This window comes from Microvirga subterranea, assembly GCF_003350535.1.
Taxonomy (GTDB): domain Bacteria; phylum Pseudomonadota; class Alphaproteobacteria; order Rhizobiales; family Beijerinckiaceae; genus Microvirga; species Microvirga subterranea.
Map to the genome: position 1 here is coordinate 138,802 of NZ_QQBB01000002.1, position 14,349 is coordinate 153,150.

17 protein-coding genes are annotated in these 14,349 nt (G+C 64.1%); 9 read left to right on the forward strand and 8 right to left on the reverse strand.

Annotated elements, in window-relative coordinates; translation table 11 throughout:
• Positions 1-28 precede the first annotated feature (28 nt).
• Positions 29-1,543 (forward strand): DegQ family serine endoprotease, encoded by a 1,515-nt coding sequence (locus tag DES45_RS05380; protein ID WP_114769439.1) that lies wholly within the window; start codon positions 29-31, stop codon positions 1,541-1,543.
• A gap of 70 nt (positions 1,544-1,613) precedes the next feature.
• On the opposite strand, the gene serB is transcribed toward DES45_RS05380, so the two are convergent.
• Positions 1,614-2,522 carry a phosphoserine phosphatase SerB gene (serB, locus tag DES45_RS05385; protein WP_114768972.1) on the reverse strand — a complete coding sequence of 303 codons (909 nt, stop codon included), beginning with the start codon at positions 2,520-2,522 and terminating at the stop codon, positions 1,614-1,616.
• 15 nt (positions 2,523-2,537) lie between these two features.
• On the opposite strand from serB, the gene miaA reads away from it, so the two are divergent.
• On the forward strand, positions 2,538-3,467 hold the full coding sequence (gene miaA, locus DES45_RS05390; protein ID WP_114768973.1) for a tRNA (adenosine(37)-N6)-dimethylallyltransferase MiaA: 930 nt from the start codon (positions 2,538-2,540) through the stop codon (positions 3,465-3,467).
• On the opposite strand, the gene DES45_RS05395 is transcribed toward miaA, so the two are convergent.
• The gene (locus DES45_RS05395) at positions 3,445-4,272 is read right to left on the reverse strand and encodes an RMD1 family protein (protein WP_114769440.1); all 828 of its coding nucleotides are present in this window, start codon (positions 4,270-4,272) and stop codon (positions 3,445-3,447) included. The genes miaA and DES45_RS05395 overlap by 23 nt on opposite strands.
• Before the next feature lie 281 nt (positions 4,273-4,553).
• Here DES45_RS05395 and DES45_RS05400 point away from each other — a divergent pair, with 281 nt between their 5' ends.
• The 3 genes from DES45_RS05400 to ilvN are packed head-to-tail and all read left to right on the forward strand — an operon-like array spanning position 4,554 to position 7,600.
• On the forward strand, positions 4,554-6,326 hold the full coding sequence (locus DES45_RS05400) for an acetolactate synthase 3 large subunit (RefSeq protein ID WP_114768974.1): 1,773 nt from the start codon (positions 4,554-4,556) through the stop codon (positions 6,324-6,326).
• A 15-nt stretch (positions 6,327-6,341) separates the two neighbouring features.
• On the forward strand, positions 6,342-7,022 hold the full coding sequence (locus DES45_RS05405) for a glutathione S-transferase family protein (protein WP_114768975.1): 681 nt from the start codon (positions 6,342-6,344) through the stop codon (positions 7,020-7,022).
• Positions 7,023-7,051: 29 nt separating this feature from the next.
• Positions 7,052-7,600 carry an acetolactate synthase small subunit gene (gene ilvN, locus DES45_RS05410; RefSeq protein ID WP_114768976.1) on the forward strand — a complete coding sequence of 183 codons (549 nt, stop codon included), beginning with the start codon at positions 7,052-7,054 and terminating at the stop codon, positions 7,598-7,600.
• On the opposite strand, the gene DES45_RS05415 is transcribed toward ilvN, so the two are convergent.
• Both DES45_RS05415 and DES45_RS05420 read right to left on the reverse strand, forming a co-directional pair.
• Positions 7,597-8,145, reverse strand: coding sequence for a DUF924 family protein (locus DES45_RS05415; RefSeq protein WP_114769441.1), 549 nt, complete (start codon positions 8,143-8,145; stop codon positions 7,597-7,599). The genes ilvN and DES45_RS05415 overlap by 4 nt on opposite strands.
• A 36-nt stretch (positions 8,146-8,181) precedes the next feature.
• Complete coding sequence (locus DES45_RS05420) at positions 8,182-8,589, reverse strand: hypothetical protein (protein ID WP_210210185.1); 408 nt, start codon at positions 8,587-8,589, stop codon at positions 8,182-8,184.
• Positions 8,590-8,797: 208 nt separating this feature from the next.
• Here DES45_RS05420 and ilvC point away from each other — a divergent pair, with 208 nt between their 5' ends.
• On the forward strand, positions 8,798-9,817 hold the full coding sequence (ilvC, locus tag DES45_RS05425; protein WP_114768977.1) for a ketol-acid reductoisomerase: 1,020 nt from the start codon (positions 8,798-8,800) through the stop codon (positions 9,815-9,817).
• A 78-nt stretch (positions 9,818-9,895) separates the two neighbouring features.
• Here the strand turns inward: ilvC and DES45_RS05430 are convergent, their stop codons facing one another.
• From DES45_RS05430 to DES45_RS05435, 3 genes are all read right to left on the reverse strand, one after another.
• The gene (locus DES45_RS05430; protein ID WP_114768978.1) at positions 9,896-10,249 is read right to left on the reverse strand and encodes a hypothetical protein; all 354 of its coding nucleotides are present in this window, start codon (positions 10,247-10,249) and stop codon (positions 9,896-9,898) included.
• A 108-nt stretch (positions 10,250-10,357) separates the two neighbouring features.
• Positions 10,358-10,510 carry a hypothetical protein gene (locus DES45_RS25015; protein ID WP_170151399.1) on the reverse strand — a complete coding sequence of 51 codons (153 nt, stop codon included), beginning with the start codon at positions 10,508-10,510 and terminating at the stop codon, positions 10,358-10,360.
• A 61-nt stretch (positions 10,511-10,571) separates the two neighbouring features.
• Positions 10,572-11,093 carry a DedA family protein gene (locus tag DES45_RS05435; RefSeq protein ID WP_114768979.1) on the reverse strand — a complete coding sequence of 174 codons (522 nt, stop codon included), beginning with the start codon at positions 11,091-11,093 and terminating at the stop codon, positions 10,572-10,574.
• Positions 11,094-11,228: 135 nt separating this feature from the next.
• On the opposite strand from DES45_RS05435, the gene pdxY reads away from it, so the two are divergent.
• Genes pdxY through DES45_RS05450 form a run of 3 tightly spaced genes read left to right on the forward strand, consistent with a single transcriptional unit; the run spans position 11,229 to position 13,697 of the window.
• The gene (gene pdxY, locus DES45_RS05440; RefSeq protein WP_114768980.1) at positions 11,229-12,077 is read left to right on the forward strand and encodes a pyridoxal kinase PdxY; all 849 of its coding nucleotides are present in this window, start codon (positions 11,229-11,231) and stop codon (positions 12,075-12,077) included.
• Between the two features lie 4 nt (positions 12,078-12,081).
• Positions 12,082-12,984 carry a PhzF family phenazine biosynthesis protein gene (locus DES45_RS05445; protein WP_114768981.1) on the forward strand — a complete coding sequence of 301 codons (903 nt, stop codon included), beginning with the start codon at positions 12,082-12,084 and terminating at the stop codon, positions 12,982-12,984.
• Positions 12,981-13,697 (forward strand): NUDIX hydrolase, encoded by a 717-nt coding sequence (locus DES45_RS05450; RefSeq protein WP_114768982.1) that lies wholly within the window; start codon positions 12,981-12,983, stop codon positions 13,695-13,697. The genes DES45_RS05445 and DES45_RS05450 overlap by 4 nt, the downstream gene beginning before the upstream one ends.
• On the opposite strand, the gene DES45_RS05455 is transcribed toward DES45_RS05450, so the two are convergent.
• On the reverse strand, positions 13,688-14,017 hold the full coding sequence (locus DES45_RS05455; RefSeq protein ID WP_114768983.1) for a hypothetical protein: 330 nt from the start codon (positions 14,015-14,017) through the stop codon (positions 13,688-13,690). The genes DES45_RS05450 and DES45_RS05455 overlap by 10 nt on opposite strands.
• Between the last annotated feature and the right edge of the window lie 332 nt (positions 14,018-14,349).

Here is a 14,349-nt window from a genome sequence, read left to right on the forward strand (position 1 = left end):
GCTCATGCTCTCCGAGAGAGGATCATCCATGACCCACGCCTTGAACGCGCCGGCGCCTACCGACACGGCGCAGTCCCAGCGCCCCATGCGCCGGCTGGCCGCGTCCTGCTTCGCGGTCCTGATGTCTCTGGCGGTCGTCGCGCCGCTGCCGGCCTTCGCCCGGGCTGCGCCCGAATCCTTCGCCGATCTGGCCGAGGAGGTGACGGGCGCCGTCGTCAACATCTCGGCCTCGACCACGGTCGAGACTCGGAACAGGACGCTGCCCCAGCTCCCGCCGGGCACCCCGTTCGAGGACCTGTTCGAGGAATTCTTCAACCGTCGCGGGCAGAACGGGCAAAACGGCGACAGCACGCCCTCGCGTCCGCGCCGCTCCAACTCGCTCGGATCCGGCTTCGTCATCGATCCTTCGGGCATCGTGGTGACCAACAATCACGTGATCGGCGATGCCAACGACATCAGCGTGATCTTCTCGGACGGCACCCGCCTGAAGGCCGATATCGTCGGCAAAGACTCCAAGGTCGACTTGGCCGTTCTCAAAGTGAAGTCGGACAAGCCCCTCAAGGCGGTGAAATTCGGCAACTCGGATGCGATCAGGCCCGGCGACTGGGTGCTGGCGATCGGCAACCCGTTCGGCCTCGGTGGTTCGGTGACGGCCGGCATCGTGTCGGCCCGTGGCCGCAACATCGAGTCCGGACCTTACGACAACTACATTCAGACCGACGCGTCCATCAACAAGGGCAACTCGGGCGGCCCGCTCTTCAACATGAATGGCGAGGTGATCGGCATCAATACGGCCATCCTGTCGCCGACCGGCGGCTCAGTGGGCATCGGCTTCGCGGTTCCGGCAGCGACGGCGGTTCCCGTGATCGACCAGCTCCGCGAGTTCGGCGAGACCCGCCGCGGCTGGCTCGGTGTCCGCATCCAGAACGTGGATGACGCGACTGCTGAGGCCCTCGGCCTCGGAACCGCGCGCGGCGCGCTCATCGCGGGCATCGATGACAAGGGCCCAGCCAAGCCGGCCGGCCTTGAGGTCGGCGACGTGATCGTCCGGTTCGACGGTAAGGAGGTCAAGGATTCCCGCGACCTGCCGCGCATCGTCTCCTCGACGCCGGTCGGCAAGGCCGTCGATGTGGTCGTCGTCCGCAAGGGCAAGGAGGAGACCAAGAAGGTTACCCTCGGTCGCCTCGAGGACAGCGAGAAGCAGGCCAGCCTGCAGCAGCCCTCGACGGACACGCCGACGGCGACCCGTCAGGCGCTCGGCCTGAACCTCTCCGGCATCAATGACGAGATGCGCCGCCGGTACAATCTCAAGGACGATGCCAAGGGCGTGGTCATCACGCGCGTGGACCCGAACTCCGCCGCCTCCGACAAGCGGATCCAGGCCGGCGAGGTCATCGTCGAGGTGAACCAGGAGCCGGTCTCGACTCCGGCCGACGTCACCAAGAAACTCGACGACCTGAAGACCCAGGGGCGCAAGTCGGCGCTTCTTCTCGTGGCCAACGCCCAGGGCGAGGTCCGCTTCGTGGCGCTGTCCATCGAGTAGGGCAGGGCGATTTAGACGTGCAAAAGGCGGCCCCCGAGGCCGCCTTTTCTTTGCGTGGAGCCCACGAAGCTCAGTCGTTGACGATCTCAGCCTCGCGATACCCCTGCGCATAGAGCAGTGCCGACAGATCCGCATGGTCGATCCGAGCATGGGCCGCTGCCGCTACGGCAGGCTTGGCTCGGAAGGCGACGCCGAGGCCGGCTTCGCCGAGCATGGCGAGATCGTTGGCGCCGTCGCCGACCGCCATCGTGTCCTGCGGTCCGAGGCCGAGGCGATCACGCAGCTCGATGAGGGTCGCGAGCTTCGCCTCCCGGCCGAGGATCGGCTCTTCGACAAGGCCGGCGAGTTTCTCGCTCTCGACGATGAGGTGGTTCGAGCGGTGCTCGTCGAAGCCGATCTTGGCCGCGACCGGCCCGGTGAACAGGGTGAAGCCGCCGGACACCAGGCAGGTATAGGCGCCGTTCGCTCGCATGGTTTGGACCAGGGCGCGTCCGCCCGGCGTGAGGGTGATCCGGTTCTCGATGATCTGGTCGACCACGCCAACGGGCAGATTCTTCAATAGCGCCACCCGCTCGCGCAGGGCCGGCTCGAAGGCGATCTCGCCCCGCATAGCGCGCTCGGTGATCTCCGACACCTCGGCCTTGAGGCCGACATAGTCCGCGAGCTCGTCGATGCATTCCTGGCCGATCATGGTCGAATCCATGTCCGCCAGGAAAAGGCGCTTGCGCCGATGCGTCAGCGGCTGGACAACGATGTCCACCGGGCGCCCCTGCAGGGCCGCGCGCAGGGTATGCTCGACCGCCTTCGTGTCAGCCGGGCCCTTCAGGATCAGATCGGCCGCGATCCCTCTTGCAAGATCCGAACGTTCCGTCTCTTGTCCGAGCGCGTCTGCGGCCAGCGCCAGGGCGTCGTCCGTCACGGCGGGCTCGAGCGGGTTGGCAACCAAGGTTGCGACGAGAAGATCTGGGGAGGAAGCCATGATGGGGACCGGGCAGTGAGTGACGAACGGGTCGGCGCGGTTCTCATTGCAGGGCCTACCGCATCAGGCAAGTCCGCATTGGGGATCAAACTGGCGCAGGCCCTCGACGGCGTCGTGATCAACGCCGATTCCATGCAGGTCTACCGGGATCTGCGGATCATCACGGCCCGTCCGACGCCCGAGGAGGAGGCGCAGGCGCCGCACCGGCTTTACGGCCATGTGGACGCGGCCGTGAACTTCTCCGTCGGCCGCTACGTCGCGGATGCGGTCGAGGTTCTTCGTACCCTTGAGGGCAAGGTCCCGATCTTCGTCGGCGGCACCGGCCTCTATTTCAAGGCCCTCACCGAGGGCCTGTCCGACATGCCGGCCGTGCCGGACGAGGTACGCGAGCAGGTTCGCAGGGAAAGCGAAGGGGTCGAAACCCCGGACCTCCACAAGCTTCTCGTGGAGCGCGACCCGGAGACCGCCGGGACCCTGCGTCCTTCCGACCGCCTGAGGATTCAGCGGGCCCTGGAAATCTTCGCTGCAACCGGGCAACCGCTTGTGTCCTTCCATGGCTCGCGCCAGCCGGGCCCCTTGAGCGGCACACCTCTCGTTAGGCTCTTCCTGGCTCCGGAACGGGAGCACCTGCGCCGCCGCATCGACAGGCGCTTCCTGGCCATGATTGAGCAGGGGGCTCTGGACGAGGTCGGACGTCTCGGGGAGCGGCATCTCGACCCGATGCTGCCGGCGATGCGGGCCCATGGCGTGCCGGGGCTGCTCGCCCATTTGCGGGGCGAGGTCGGCCTGGAGGAGGCGATCGCACGAGGGCAGGGCGACACGAGGCGCTACGCCAAGCGCCAGTTCACCTGGTTCCGACACCAGCTGCCGGACTGGACCTGGGTCGCGCCGGAGCACGGATTCGACGCAGTCATGGCCGAGATCAATGGCCTGCTGCGCCCGTGAACATCTGATAGAAGGTGATGAAGATCTCGAACACGATCAGCAGCACGATGATCAGTTCTAGCCTGAGCGAACGTTCCGTATCGATAAGGTCTGCCAAGGCCTGGGCCGTGTCGCCGACGACCTCGAGCTTTCTGTGGAGGGACGCTGCGCGCTCCTTCAGCTCGTATTCGTCCTCGAGACGGGCGTAGAGGCGTTCCAAGTCCGGCCTGTCCCACAGCACGTCCGGCTTCTCCTCCACGGCGACGCGGCCGGAAATGCGTTGCCGGACCAGGAGGGCGTGGCCCACATGCTTGAGGATTTCCCGCCGTCCTCCGGGATGGCGCCCTTTCTCGGCAAGGTGGCGGGAGAAGGGCTCGACGATGTCGAAGAAGGCGGCTGCGTCGCGCTCATCGCGTGCAAGCGACACGCTCTTGGCCAGGGCATCCGCGATCACGATCAGGCGTTCGGTCGACAATTCGCGGATGTAGATCGGCCCGCCAGGGGGGATCTGGTCATCCCGCTCCGGCGAGATCTCGATGATCGCCGTCTCCTCCTCCCGTCGGGCGAATTCCCCGGTGATGCGCTGGCGCAGGCTGCGGATGACGTCGTCTTCCTCGAGGGGCGTGAGGCCCACCAGCACCACCGCGCCAAAGCGGAAGAGGGCCGCGAATCCGTCCTGGCCGGCCTTGAAGGCGATCGGTGCCGACGACAGGAGGTCGCTGCGCTCCAGCCCTGCCACGTCGATGCGGTCGCCCAGAAGAAGCGCCCGGGCGGTGAGACGTGTGCCGGTCATGGTCATTCCGGTTGAAGAAACGCTGTCAGTCATGTCATTCTTGGTCGAAACAGCCTCAATCAACATAGAAGCTGGGCTGTTTTATGCAAAATTCGACCCCGCTTGACCGAATGAGTCACTTCGTTTAGCGTCAACGCAACTTTTGGAACGAGAGTCGCGACAAATGCGCAAGGTTATTCTCGTAGTACGAGCGCCATCGACGGAGCGGGATTGACCCGCAGGTCCGGCGATGGCGCACAGGCCCCCTCTGGGGCCTTTTTTATTGCCTAGAATTCCTCCAGCACCCTTGAGACAGACCCGACGGAGCGAGTGACATGAGCGAGACGATGACCGGAGCCGAAATGGTGATCCGCGCCCTGCAGGACCAGGGAGTCGAGCATATCTTCGGCTATCCCGGCGGGGCGGTCCTTCCGATCTACGATGCGCTCTTTCATCAGGACAAGGTGAAGCACATCCTCGTCCGCCACGAGCAGGGCGCGGTCCACGCAGCGGAGGGTTATGCCCGTTCGTCCGGCAAGGTCGGCGTGGTGCTGGTGACCTCTGGGCCGGGTGCGACGAACGCCGTGACAGGTCTTGCCGACGCCATGATGGATTCGATCCCGGTCGTCTGCATCACGGGTCAGGTGCCGACCCATCTCATCGGCTCCGACGCCTTTCAGGAATGCGACACGGTCGGCATCACGCGCCACTGCACGAAACACAACTATCTCGTGAAATCGATCGAGGATCTGCCGCGCATCCTGCACGAGGCCTTTTATGTGGCCTCGAACGGCCGTCCGGGTCCCGTCGTGATCGACCTGCCGAAGGACATCCAGTTCAAGGCGGGATCCTATGCGCGGCCGGTCAACAACCAGCACAAGACCTACCGGCCGACGGTCAAGGGCGACATGGACAAGATCCGGGCCGCCATCGAGCTCATGGCGAATGCCAAGCGGCCGGTCTTCTATACCGGCGGCGGCGTCATCAATTCCGGACCGCATGCGGCGGCGCTGCTGCGCGAGCTCGTGCGTCTGACGGGCTTCCCGATCACCTCGACCTTGATGGGGCTCGGCGCTTATCCGGCGTCCGACCCGCTCTTCCTCGGAATGCTCGGCATGCACGGCACCTACGAGGCGAACCTCGCGATGCACGAGTGCGATGTGATGATCAACATCGGCGCGCGTTTCGACGACCGCATCACCGGCCGCCTCGATGCCTTCTCGCCGTACTCGAAGCGAATCCATGTGGACATCGATCCGTCCTCCATCAACAAGAACGTGAAGGTCGACATCCCGATCGTCGGCGACTGCGCCCACGTGCTCGAGGACATGGTGCGCCTGTGGCGCCAGACGGCGCCGCAGCAGGACATGGTCGCTCTCAAGGAGTGGATGGGCAAGGTTGAGGGCTGGCGCGCCCGCAACTGCCTCGCCTACCGCCCGTCGGCGGAGACCATCAAGCCGCAATTCGCGATCCAGCGTCTCTATGAACTGACCAAGGGCCGCGAAACCTATGTCACCACCGAGGTCGGGCAGCACCAGATGTGGGCTGCGCAATACTTCAAGTTCGAGGACCCGAACCGCTGGATGACCTCGGGCGGTCTCGGCACCATGGGCTACGGCTTGCCGGCCGCCATCGGAGCGCAGCTCGCCAACCCGAAGGCCCTGGTGGTCGACATCGCGGGCGAGGCGTCGATCCTCATGAACATGCAGGAGATGTCGACGGCCGTGCAGTACCGCCTGCCTGTCAAGATCTTCATCCTGAACAACGAGTACATGGGCATGGTGCGCCAGTGGCAGGAGCTCCTGCATGGCGGACGCTACTCCCAGAGCTACTCGGAGTCCCTGCCGGACTTCGTGAAGCTGGCCGAAGCCTATGGGGGCGTCGGTATGCGCTGCGACAAGCCGGCCGACCTCGACGCGGCGATCACGGAGATGATCAACATCGACCGCCCGGTGATCTTCGACTGCATCGTGGACAAGACCGAGAACTGCTTCCCGATGATCCCGTCGGGCAAGGCGCATAACGAGATGCTGCTCAACGACTATCTCGGCGAGACCGGAACCGACATCGGCTCCGTGATCGACGAGAAGGGCAAGATGCTGGTCTAAGACGGGAAACCTGCCATGCCCATCCTCGTCATCGCCAACAAGCTGTACTCGTCCTGGTCCTTGCGGCCGTGGCTGCTGCTGAAACAGTTCGGAATTCCGTTCGAGGAGATCGTCATTCCCCTCGATCAACCGGACACCAAGGCGCGCGTCCTCGAATATTCGCCGGCCGGAAAGGTGCCGATTCTGATCGACGGGAGCGTCACCGTCTGGGAGAGCATCGCGATCGTGGACTATGTCGGCGAGGTGTTCGGCGCTCCGGTTTGGCCCGCGGACCGCAAGGCCCGTGGGATGGCGCGCTCCATTGCGGCCGAGATGCATGCCGGCTTCCAAGCCCTGCGCTCCGCCTGCCCGATGAATCTTGGGAAGAAGTATGCCGCGCGGGACAGGGGCGAAGCAGTAGCGCGCGACGTTGCACGGTTCAGCGAGATCGTGCGGCAGGCCCGTAAGGAATTCGGCCAGGACGGCCTCTTCCTGTTCGGCTCGTTTTCTGCCGCCGATGCCATGTACGCGCCACTGGTGACGCGGCTCGACACGTACTCGATCGCGCTCGATGCAACGACGCAGGCCTACGTGAATGCGATTCTGGCCTTGCCGGCTTTCCAGGAGTGGCGCTCCGCCGCGCTTGAAGAGACGTGGATCGTCGATGCCGACGAGGTCGACGAGGAGCCGACCGCGATCTACCGCAAAGCCGCCTGAGACTAGACGAGACCCGGAACCGAAGAGCCATGACCCAGATGAGCACGCACTATCCTGATGCGACCCGCATCGAACCCGTCAACCGGCACACGCTCGCCATCGTGGTCGACAACGAGCCGGGCGTCCTGGCGCGGATCGCCGGCCTCTTCTCGGGCCGAGGCTACAACATCGAGAGCCTCACCGTCACCGAGACGGAGCATGAGGCCCATATCTCGCGCATCACCATCGTGACGACGGGCACGGACAGCATCATCGAGCAGATCAAGAGCCAGCTCGAGCGGCTCGTGCCCGTGCACCGGGTCGTCGACCTTACGATTACCGGAGACGCGGTGGAGCGCGAGCTCTGCCTCGTGAAGGTGGTGGGGAAAGGCGACCATCGGGTCGAAGCCATGCGCCTGGCATCGGCATTCGGAGCCCGTACGCTCGATGCGACGCTCACGTCTTTCGTGTACGAGCTCACCGGCACGACGGAAGAGGTCGAGCGGTTCATCAAGCTGATGACTGCGGTGGGTCTGGTCGAGGTCTCGCGCACCGGCGTGGCCGCCATGGCGCGCGGAGCCGACGCAATGACGTTCTAGCCCCTGAAGTCGCTTTCCTTCAGGAAGGCCTCCTCCTCGGGCGTCGATTCCCGGCCGAGGATGGAGTTTCGATGGGGGAAGCGGCCGAAACGGGCCACGATGTCGTGGTGATGGCGGGCCCACTTGATCGAGTCCGCCTCGCCGAGAGCCTCGTTCAGGGTCACCGAACGCTCCTGATGGCGCAGGGATTCAGAATGCATGAACGGCAGATAGAAGAAGCGGCGGAACGAGGGATCGACCTGATGGTCGAAGCCCTTCTCGATCGCCCGGTCGGCCGCCATCAGGGCGACAGGATCCGTCTTGTAAACGTCTCGGGTTCCGCGGAACATGTTGCGCGGAAACTGGTCGAGCAGCAGAACGAGGGCGAGGGCGCCGTCCGGCGTGAGCTCCCACTCGTTCAGATCGCCCCGCGCTGCAGCGCGATAGGTCGGCAGGAAGGTGTCGCGGCAGGCCTGGTCGAAGGCATCGTCCTTGGCAAACCACTTTTCGGGGCCGGCCTCGCGCCAGAAGGCGATGACCGCGTCGGGGGAAACGAGCTGATCCATGCCGCCCATTTCTCCACAACGCGGGCGACAATTCAATTAGGCGAGGGCCTCGTCTGCGATGGTGGTTGCCTTTTCGGCAAAGAAGAAGACGCGCACGAGGTTGGCGAGGAACACCAGGACACCTCCCAGGGCCACGAAAGACGCCGCGATGGCGACAGCCGGGTTCTCATGGGCGATGGACACGTAGATGCCGACCGGGAAGATCACAGCGGTCGAGCCGGAAAGGATCAGGTGGGCCTTGGCGAGCCAGGATGTCTTGAGCGCCGGGTAGGCTTTGTAGATCAGCCCGAACAGCGCGAGGCTCACCCAGCCGAGAAGGTTGAGATGGGCATGCACGGGTGTGAACTGGAAGTCGTGGGCCGCCCCCATGACGATTCCCATCCCAATGCCGACGATGAGGCACAGGACGGAGAGCAGGATGAATGAGACGTCGATCTTAGGCATTTTGTCCTCTGAAAGGTGATATTGTTGTGGCTGACTAACGCAGGAGATCTTAAGACGCAAACGGAAAACGGAATAACATAAGCACGAACAAAAATAACAGTTTCCTAGCTTCCCTTTGAAACAAGAGGTCGCTAAGAAGCCGCATCCAGTAAGCCTTGGCAATCCGGGGCAAATCGACACAAGAGAAACGGTGAAGGAAGAGGCAGCCATGCGCGTTTACTATGATCGCGATGCCGACATTAATCTGATCAAGGGCAAGAAGGTCGCCATCGTCGGCTATGGCAGCCAAGGCCACGCCCATACGCTAAATCTGCGCGATTCGGGCGTGAAGGACATCGTCGTTGCGCTCCGGAAGGGCTCTCCTTCGGCGGCCAAGGCCGAGAAGGAAGGCATTCGCGTCATGGAAGTGGCCGAGGCGGCCAAGTGGGCCGACGTGGTCATGATGCTGACGCCCGACGAGCTGCAGGCGGACATCTACCGGGACGAGCTGCACCCCAACATGAAGCAGGGCGCTGCGCTTCTCTTCGCCCATGGCCTCAACGTCCATTTCAACCTCATCGAGCCCCGCAAGGATCTCGACGTGCTCATGGTCGCCCCGAAGGGCCCCGGCCATACGGTGCGCTCCGAGTACCTGCGCGGCGGCGGCGTTCCGACCCTCATCGCGATCCATCAGGACGCGACGGGCAACGCCCATGACCTCGGGCTCTCCTATGCGTCCGCCAACGGCGGCGGCCGGGCCGGCATCATCGAAACCACCTTCAAGGAAGAGTGCGAGACTGACCTCTTCGGCGAGCAGGTCGTGCTCTGCGGCGGCCTCGTCGAACTCATCAAGGCGGGCTTCGAGACCCTGGTCGAGGCGGGTTACGCCCCCGAGATGGCCTATTTCGAGTGCCTCCACGAGGTGAAGCTGATCGTCGACCTCATTTACGAGGGCGGCATCGCCAACATGAACTACTCGATCTCGAATACCGCCGAGTACGGCGAGTACGTGACGGGTCCGCGCATCATCACGCCGGAGACCAAGGCCGAGATGAAGCGCGTGCTGACCGACATCCAGTCCGGCAAGTTCACCCGCGACTGGATGCTCGAGAACAAAGTCAACCAGACCTCGTTCAAGGCCACCCGCGCCCGCAATGCCGCGCATCCGATCGAGGACGTGGGGTCCCGCCTGCGCGACATGATGCCGTGGATCAAGGAGAAGGCTCTCGTCGACAAGAGCCGGAACTAAGTTCTTCTGACCGACGACAGTTGGGAAAAGGGGCGGTTCTGCCGCCCCTTTTTCGTGCGTCCGAGTCGAAGCAGTCTGTCATGCGCTGTGAGCTACGAGCATGATTATGCCGCTAATAATCGCGACCGTCGGTGCAAGGCGCCGCAAGACTCGCCCGCACAGCTTGTAGAGGGCGGTGCAGGCGGCCAAGGCGAGCAGGAGGGTAGCCAAGCTGTGGGCCATGTGGAAGAGCCCGGCGGTCTGTAGAGCCGATCCGCCCGCTGTCCAGCTTGCGAGAAGCCACAGTCCCGAATAGGCGGTGCCGGCCACACACCAGTCGTACGCCCATCGGGACTCCGCCAGGTCGGCGGCAACCTTCCGGCCAGAGGCCGGATGGCTCTTGATGATGTCGTGCTTGTGCCATTCGTCCGTATGGGGGGCACTGCTGGGCATAGCAGGGTTCCGTAAAATTACGGAAATTCCCTAACATTGCTTCGCCCGGATGCCACCTATCTGAACGAAGAGGATCTGGCTTCGGAGCCGGCTCTCAGGTCTGAGGCGTTACTGCCGGTTGCTCTTGGTGTTCTGAGCCTTGTTGTTGTCCTGCTTGCCCGGATCGTTCCGGTTCTTCATCGTGCCGCCGGAGCCGCGGGTGAAGCGGTTCGGATCCTTGCTCTCGGCCGAATTGTCGCCGTTCATCTTGCCTTTGCCCATTGGAATACTCCTTCCATATGGAGGGTTAATGAGGGCTGGACCGGTCGGTTCCTGTGACCGTCTACCACAGAAGGTAATGCGCCAATCCGGCACCTGGTGCGAGGATCACGAAGGCCCATACGGAAGCGGAGGCCATGTTGGCCGCCTGGAAAAGCGGGACGGGCATTAGGAAGATCCCGGCAATGAGCGCAATGACGGCACGGATCGGGCCGAAGAAACGTCCGAGGAAGACGGCCCAGGGGCCAAATCGCTCGAAGAACCGCTCTCCGCGCAAGGTGAGCTGTGGATTGCGTGACAGAGGCCAGACCTCGTAGGCGGTCTTCTTGTAGCGGCGCCCGATCTCGTAGGAGAGCCAATTGCCGAGGAACGCACCTGCGACCGCTCCCAGCCAAGCCTGCCAGAAGGGGATGTCGGCGGCCGCAATGACGAAACCCACCCCGATGAGGATGGTCATGGTCGGCAGGAGCAGCGACACGAATGCCAGCGATTCGCCGAAGGTCATGAGGGCAATGACAAAAGGCGCATAGGCGTGGTGGGTCTGCACGAAGGCGACGACTGCGTTTTTGATGGCGTCGAGATCCATGACCGCTCTGCTTGCTCCTCATCCTTGGGCGCGGGACAACGGGCTGCCCATACCTCATGTGATGGATCGGATCACATTCCGCAATTTGAAGCCGGACGGCTGATGCGTTAACGGAGTCCTTCAGGGGGCCTAGCCATGAATATTCTCTCGATTCAATCACACGTCGCGTTCGGCCATGTCGGCAATGCCTCGGCGGTGTTCCCGATGCAGCGCCTCGGCGTCGAGGTTTGGCCCATCCATACCGTGCAGTTCTCCAACCACACCGGCTACGGGTCATGGAAGGGCCGCGTCTTCGATGGACCGGCGATCGAGGAACTCGTCGAGGGAATTGCCGAGCGTGGGGTCCTTGGCCGCTGCGACGGCGTGCTCTCGGGCTATATGGGCTCGGCCGACATCGGGAACGCGATCCTCTCGGCCGTGTCCCGCGTGCGCTCGCTGAATCCCGAGGCGCTCTATTGCTGTGATCCTGTCATCGGCGACGTCGGGCGCGGCGTCTTCGTGCGGCCCGGCATTCCGGAATTCATGCGTGATCAGGCCGTGCCTGCGGCCGACGTCGTCACCCCGAACCAGTTCGAGCTCGATTATCTGGCCGGTCGCGCAACCGAGACCCTGGCCGATATCAAGCAGGCCATGACTGCGGTTCAGGCGCTGGGGCCGAAGGCTGTTCTGGTCACGTCGGTGGAGACCAAGGAAACGCCCTCCGACGCGGTAGACCTCATCGCAGGCGAGGGCGGCCGATTCTGGCGGGTGCGGACGCCCAAGCTTTCGCTGAGCGTCAACGGGGCAGGGGATGCGATAGCGGCACTGTTCTTCGTGCATTATGCGCGAAGCCGGTCGGCGACCGCCGCCCTTGCGGAGGCCTCGGCCTCGGTCTACGGGCTTCTCAAACGCACGGAGGAAGCGGGCTCCCGGGAGATCCTGACCATCGCCGCGCAGGACGAGTTCGTGTCGCCCACCCATCGCTTCCCGGCCGAAGAGGTTTGATCCCATGCCCCGTCGCTTCGTGACACTCGACGTCTTCACCGATAAGGCGCTGGCCGGCAATCCGCTGGCCGTCGTGCTGGATGCGCAAGGACTCGATACCGATGGAATGCAGGCCATCGCTCAAGAGTTCAATCTGTCGGAGACCGTCTTCGTGTCGCCTGCGTCCGAGACGCGCCAGCGGGCGGACATCCGCATCTTCACGCCCGCCCGCGAATTGCCCTTCGCTGGCCATCCGACCGTCGGCACCGCCGTGCTGCTGGCGATTCTCGATCAGGACGGCGAGCCCGGCGCCGTCGCCTTCGGGCTGATGGAGAAGGTCGGCATCGTGCCCTGCGCGGTCGAGGTCGAGAGCGCCGTGAAGGGTCTTGCGCGCTTCCGGCTTCCGCGCCTCCCCTTCACCTGGGGCGACGGGAAGGAAACGTCCGATTGCGCCTGGGCGCTCGGCCTTAATCCTACTGAAATCGGCTTCGATCGGCATGTGCCGAGCCGCCATTCGGCCGGCGTCGCCTACGACCTCGTGCCCGTCGCCTCGCTTGAGGCCCTGGCGCGAGCGAAGCCGCAAGGAGAAGCTTTCGACAAGGCCTTCGGCGACAGCGACCATCCCTCGGCCTATGTGTATACGCGGATGCCCGATGCCCAGGGGCTGCGCTTCCGGGCGCGCATGTTCGGCCCCGGCATGGGTGTCGCCGAGGATCCGGCCACCGGCTCCGCCGCTGCAGCCTTCGCGGGCGCTCTCATGCAGTGCGAGCCGCTCGGCGAAGGCGAGCACAACATCGTCATCGAGCAGGGCGTGGAGATGGGGCGTCCAAGCGTGATCTCGCTGCAGATGGTGATCAAGGACGGCGCTCTCGTCTCGGCCGAGATCGGCGGACATGCCGTCATGGTCAGCCGTGGTGAGCTTCTGTGATCGACCAGGAGCTGCGCATCACGCGCGTTGCCCGTGTGGAGGCACGCTTCGAACCCATGGAATGGTCCTGGGCCCAGAAGAACCAGGAGCAGGTCGACGCCAACTGGGAGCGCCGTAAGGCCCGCACGCCCAAGCTCTTCAACGGCCGCGTGCTGATGCTGCGTGACGTGGAACTGTCGCCGGAGCGGTGCGTCAACACGTATTTCGAGGTCGACTACGCGGGGCTCCTCGCCTGGATCGACCTTGGCCATCCCGACAGGACGATCGCGAACGGATTCGCCATGGGGGCCCTGCGCGGGTCGGACGGTGCGTTCCTGTGCGGCGTGATGCACGAGCACACGGCCAATGCGGGCCGGGTTTATTTCCCGGCAGGAACGCCTGATCGCTCCGACTTGCGCCCGGATGGAACGGTGGACCTGGCCACCAGCCTCACCCGGGAGCTGCTCGAAGAGACGGGTCTCGGCCAGGCTGACTACCACGTTGAGGACGAATGGATCATCGTCCAGCGCTGGCCCGCGATCGCCATGATGCGCACGGTGACCCTTCCCGTGCCGGCCGAAGAGGGGGCTGCGATGATCCGGAAGACCATCGCGCGCCAGGATCCGCCGGAGCTTTCGGATGTTCGTATCATCTGCGGCCCCGAGGACATCGATCCACAGACGATGCCGCTCTTCCTCCAGTCCTTCTTTCGCTGGAGCTTCGGTCAGCTGTAGCCATAGCGCGATTTGGTCGCCCGGATCATTCGTTGCGCTTCGGCATCACGTCCGGCCGCACAGGCGGCCGCTGCCTGGTCGATCTCCCGGGAAACGCGCCCATAGACGGACTGGTTGACGTGTCCCATTGCCAGATCATTGTCCATGACGGCCTTGTAGCGCGCCACCTCGCCCTGACATCCGGCTCCCTCGGGCATATGGAACCCGGACGGGGTGGCCGTTGCGCTCGCCGCCGGGGGAGGGGGCGCCGTCTGGTTGCAGGCTGCCAAGGGGAGCGCGAGCGCGCCGGTGAGCCACAGAACGGGAGCCAAGCTCTTCATCCAACATTCTCCTGGTCGGTTCCGCCGCAGGACATAAGGCCACGCTTGCATCGATCAAGAGGTGGTTTGGTATACCGCCGACAGGCTTCGCTTTTCGTTTGTTTCAATCTCTTGCCATCCGGAGGATCCGTCGTTACAAACGAAATGTCTGCCGCGGCATGGACGCGGCCTGAGGAGGAACTGGGACGCGATGACAATCGGCTCCCACAGCGCATGGATGAACGGCCCCGCTTCCGCGGCCGCCCGCGCTCGTCTCCTTGGCCTCCTTCTCCTTAGTCGCCCCTGAGGGTCGGCTGGGCTTTGGTGCCTGGGCTCTCAGGGGTTCTGAACAC

Bases quoted from the DNA above. Each gene is read 5' to 3' on its own strand.
- DES45_RS05380 (WP_114769439.1), top strand. From the start codon at position 29: ATGACCCACGCCTTGAACGCGCCGGCGCCTACCGACACGGCGCAGTCC.
- serB (WP_114768972.1), bottom strand. From the start codon at position 2,522: ATGGCTTCCTCCCCAGATCTTCTCGTCGCAACCTTGGTTGCCAACCCG.
- DES45_RS05395 (WP_114769440.1), bottom strand. From the start codon at position 4,272: ATGACTGACAGCGTTTCTTCAACCGGAATGACCATGACCGGCACACGT.
- DES45_RS05400 (WP_114768974.1), top strand. From the start codon at position 4,554: ATGAGCGAGACGATGACCGGAGCCGAAATGGTGATCCGCGCCCTGCAG.
- DES45_RS05405 (WP_114768975.1), top strand. From the start codon at position 6,342: ATGCCCATCCTCGTCATCGCCAACAAGCTGTACTCGTCCTGGTCCTTG.
- ilvN (WP_114768976.1), top strand. From the start codon at position 7,052: ATGACCCAGATGAGCACGCACTATCCTGATGCGACCCGCATCGAACCC.
- DES45_RS05415 (WP_114769441.1), bottom strand. From the start codon at position 8,145: ATGGATCAGCTCGTTTCCCCCGACGCGGTCATCGCCTTCTGGCGCGAG.
- DES45_RS05420 (WP_210210185.1), bottom strand. From the start codon at position 8,589: ATGCCTAAGATCGACGTCTCATTCATCCTGCTCTCCGTCCTGTGCCTC.
- ilvC (WP_114768977.1), top strand. From the start codon at position 8,798: ATGCGCGTTTACTATGATCGCGATGCCGACATTAATCTGATCAAGGGC.
- DES45_RS05430 (WP_114768978.1), bottom strand. From the start codon at position 10,249: ATGCCCAGCAGTGCCCCCCATACGGACGAATGGCACAAGCACGACATC.
- DES45_RS25015 (WP_170151399.1), bottom strand. From the start codon at position 10,510: ATGGGCAAAGGCAAGATGAACGGCGACAATTCGGCCGAGAGCAAGGAT.
- DES45_RS05435 (WP_114768979.1), bottom strand. From the start codon at position 11,093: ATGGATCTCGACGCCATCAAAAACGCAGTCGTCGCCTTCGTGCAGACC.
- pdxY (WP_114768980.1), top strand. From the start codon at position 11,229: ATGAATATTCTCTCGATTCAATCACACGTCGCGTTCGGCCATGTCGGC.
- DES45_RS05445 (WP_114768981.1), top strand. From the start codon at position 12,082: ATGCCCCGTCGCTTCGTGACACTCGACGTCTTCACCGATAAGGCGCTG.
- DES45_RS05455 (WP_114768983.1), bottom strand. From the start codon at position 14,017: ATGAAGAGCTTGGCTCCCGTTCTGTGGCTCACCGGCGCGCTCGCGCTC.